This window comes from Mesorhizobium sp. M7A.F.Ca.AU.002.02.1.1, assembly GCF_003998535.1.
GTDB classification, from domain to species: domain Bacteria; phylum Pseudomonadota; class Alphaproteobacteria; order Rhizobiales; family Rhizobiaceae; genus Mesorhizobium; species Mesorhizobium ciceri.
The window spans coordinates 1-3,223 of the sequence record NZ_RZPB01000687.1 but is presented as its reverse complement, the minus strand read 5'-3'; the positions used below and the strand labels follow the sequence as shown (position 1 = coordinate 3,223).

At 64.6% G+C, this 3,223-nt stretch carries 4 protein-coding genes; 3 read left to right on the top strand and 1 reads right to left on the bottom strand.

Annotated features, from left to right (window positions below; translation table 11 throughout):
* The coding region (locus tag EN879_RS29435; protein ID WP_127274426.1) for a LysR family transcriptional regulator at positions 1–227 on the bottom strand (227 nt) is incomplete at its 3' end.
* Between the two features lie 84 nt (positions 228–311).
* Between EN879_RS29435 and EN879_RS29430 the strand changes: the two genes are divergently transcribed.
* From EN879_RS29430 to EN879_RS29420, 3 genes are all read left to right on the top strand, one after another.
* Entirely contained in the window at positions 312–1,931 is a 1,620-nt protein-coding gene (locus tag EN879_RS29430) for a hypothetical protein (protein ID WP_063167697.1), read from the top strand.
* Entirely contained in the window at positions 1,928–2,860 is a 933-nt protein-coding gene (locus EN879_RS29425) for a dimethylarginine dimethylaminohydrolase family protein (protein ID WP_013532649.1), read from the top strand. The genes EN879_RS29430 and EN879_RS29425 overlap by 4 nt, the downstream gene beginning before the upstream one ends.
* Before the next feature lie 150 nt (positions 2,861–3,010).
* Positions 3,011–3,223 (top strand): hypothetical protein (locus EN879_RS29420; protein ID WP_164774650.1); only part of this gene is annotated, 213 nt, incomplete at its 3' end.

Below are 3,223 nucleotides of genomic sequence, written 5' to 3'. Positions count from 1 at the left end.
GTGAGCGCCTTGCGCACGTCGCTGGCATAGCGCTGGCCGCGCGGCGTCAGCGCCACGCCCTTGCCGATGCGTTCGAGCAGGTCGAAGCCGAGATCGCGCTCCAGCAGACGAAGCTGATGGCTCACGGCGCTGCGGGTCAGGTGCAACTCGTCGGCGGCGCGCCAGACGCTGCCATGGCGGGCGAAGCTGTCGAGCGCACGCAGCGCTTGTGTGGATGGTATACGCAAGGAACCTCAGGTGAACCGAATTTGCACGAACCGGGAAAACATATCACTTTTTAGCGAACCGCTTCACTGCTTTCTTCTCATGCCATGGAGAAACCGGTGGCCACCTCGGCGCAAGCAACCGCCCTTGCCTGTCTCGACGGCATCCAGCCGTTGTTGTCCGCGTGGACACGCATCATCTTCGATTACGGCGAGACCGCGTGGCGGGAATATCAATCCGCCGCCTGGTATGTCGAGCGACTGAAACTCGAAGGCTTTTCTGTCGAAGAAGGCTCCGGCGGCATGCCGACCGCCTTCTGCGCACATTGGACCAACGGCCCCGGCCCGACCATCGGCATGTACGCCGAATACGACGCGGTGCCGGGCAATTGCCAGGATGCCGCTACGGTCGAGCGTCCGCGCCGGGGACTTGGCAACCAGGCCGGCGGCCACACCGACCCGCATTCCGGGCTGGGTATTTCGAGCCTCGGCGGGCTGCTGGCGACCAAGGCCGCGATGCAGCGCCACGGCATATCAGGCACGCTGCGCTTCACCGGCGAGCCGGCGGAAAAGGTGCGTGGGTCAAAGCCGATCCATGCCGCCAAGGGCTATTATGACGGCCTTGCCGGCATGATCTCCTTTCATCCGTTCTACATGCTGCCGCTCTGCAACACGGCGCGCTGGGACACGCATTGCGGCGCGGCCTACGCGATGATCTATCGCTTCATCTGCGACCAACCGGAGCGCTGGGCGCTGGCTGCGGGTGCTGCACCCATTCCGCAAGCACATTCGGCGGCGCGCGCGCCCGGCGCCAACGACGCATTGATGATGATGTACATGGCCTCCAAGGCTCTGCGCGATTCCATGCTGCCTCACCAGGGCGGCTGGTCGATCAGCGAGGCGATCCTGACGGCGGGGCAAGCGACCGCCGACAATTTGCCGGCGGGGCTGGCCGAGATTCAGTACATGATCCGCGTGCCGACGCTTGCCATGGCCGAGCAGGTCACCGCGGTGCTCGACCGCAATGCCGAGGCGGCGGCAGCGATGAGTGATTGCCGCACCGAGCGGCATTGGGTGTCGAAGTCACGACCGGGACTTGCCAATCATGCCATGGCCGAGATCGCCTATGAAGCGCTGTCGGCGGTCGGGCCGCCGCGCTGGGACGAAGACGCCAAGGCAGTCGCGCGCGAAATGCAGGTCAATGCCGGGCGCATGGCGAGCGACGAGCCGTTCATCGAAGAGCTGGAGCGCCTGATCGAGCCGCAGGCGGCGGAAGCGATCCTGCGCCGCGACCTGCCGCCCTCGCAGGTCAATTCGACCTCCGACGATTACACCGACATGAGCTGGCATACGCCGACGGCGCGCTTCTATGTCGCCCGCCCGGCGCTGCGTTCGGAGACCGGCTATCCCTATCCAGCCTGGGTGATGAATGCGCTGGGCGGTATTTCGGCCACGATCGACCCGATGGTGGCCTGCGCCTCCCGCACGATTGCGCTTGCCGCCCTTCGCCTGCTGGAAGACCAGACTGCCCGCGAGGCGGCGATGGACGAGTTCGTTACCCGCACCGGCGGCGGCATCGGCGGTTCGAACTGGATCGCACCGCTTTGCGACTACGAGCCGCCGATCGGGTTTCGCTGGCCAGAATATGTCACCACCCCGCGTGGACGCGACTGGTGGATACCGAGCAATCAGACACCCCCAAGTCACCTCACGAGGAGCATCCCATGACCGTTCATGACCGCATTGTCGCCGAGCCGTTTTCGCTGCAGCGCCGCAACCCCGCCGGCGGCACCAAGCCGCTGACCGCCTGGGGTTTTGCCAACGAGACCGACGTGCTGACCGACGTCCTGCTCGGCTCGCCCAATTTCCTGCGTCATCTGTCGACCAGCTCGCTGTCGCGCAAGCACCTGCGCGAGGCGCCCTGCAACGTGCAGATCGCACAAGCACAGCACAAGGACCTGGTCGCCGCCTACGAGCATTTCGGCGTCAACATCCACTGGCACGAGCCGACGCCCGAGCTGCCGATGCAGGTCTATTCCCGCGATTCCAGCGTCATGACGCCCTACGGCGCCTTCATCACCGCCATGGCCAACTGGTGGCGGCGCGGCGAGAACTATGCCGCGATCCGCACCTATGAAAAACTCGGCATCCCGATCTACGACATGGTCACGGCTGGTACGTTCGAGGGCGGCGACTTCAACGTCATCGAGGATGGCGTCGTGCTGATAGGCTGCGGCGGCGCGCGCACGCAGGAGGAAGGTGCGCGCCAGGTGCAGGCCTGGTTCGACAAGGAAGGCTGGGAAACCCGCATCGCCTTCATCGACGAATATTACGTCCATATCGACCTGATGGTGGTGCCGATCGCCGAAAAACTGACCGCCGTCTGCCTTGCCTGCACCGAGCCCGGCATTGTCGACTGGCTGAAGGGCAAAGGCCACGAGATCATCGACGTGCCGTTCCAGGACACGATGGCGCTCGGCTGCAACTTCATGTCGCTGGGCAAGGACCGGGTGATCGCGCCGACCTCCAGCCAGTCGCTGATCGGCCAGCTCAAGGCCCGCGGTTTCGAGGTCGCGGCCGTCGACATGAGCGAGATTTCGAAGACCGGCGGCGGCATCCACTGCATGGCGCAGGCGCTGAAGCGCGAACCGGCCTGAGCCGGCTCGCCCCTCAGCAACAAACCCGATACTGTGTCTTCGCTGCCCTTGTGAGTGCTGGAAAAATGGAGGAATAGTCTTGCGGAATGCATCGCCCTGAAATTGCCGGTTTGCGGTACTCAGGTCGTGCAATTGCTAGCCGGATTCCGAATGGCCAGTCCCGAACCGCGCAAGAGAAGAGGTCCGATCGCCGCCCGGCTGCTGGCGCTCGACGCGTGGATCGATTCCTCGCTCTACGAGATCGGCTTCAAGGCGCGCCAGTTCTGGGAATCGGCGACGATCTTCTCGCGGCGCTTCCGCGTCAACGGCTGGCGCCGTGGCATCATCGAAGTGTTGAGCGAAGGTTTTACGCTCGGCGCCGGC

Bases quoted from the DNA above. Each gene is read 5' to 3' on its own strand.
- EN879_RS29430 (WP_063167697.1), top strand. From the start codon at position 312: ATGGAGAAACCGGTGGCCACCTCGGCGCAAGCAACCGCCCTTGCCTGT.
- EN879_RS29425 (WP_013532649.1), top strand. From the start codon at position 1,928: ATGACCGTTCATGACCGCATTGTCGCCGAGCCGTTTTCGCTGCAGCGC.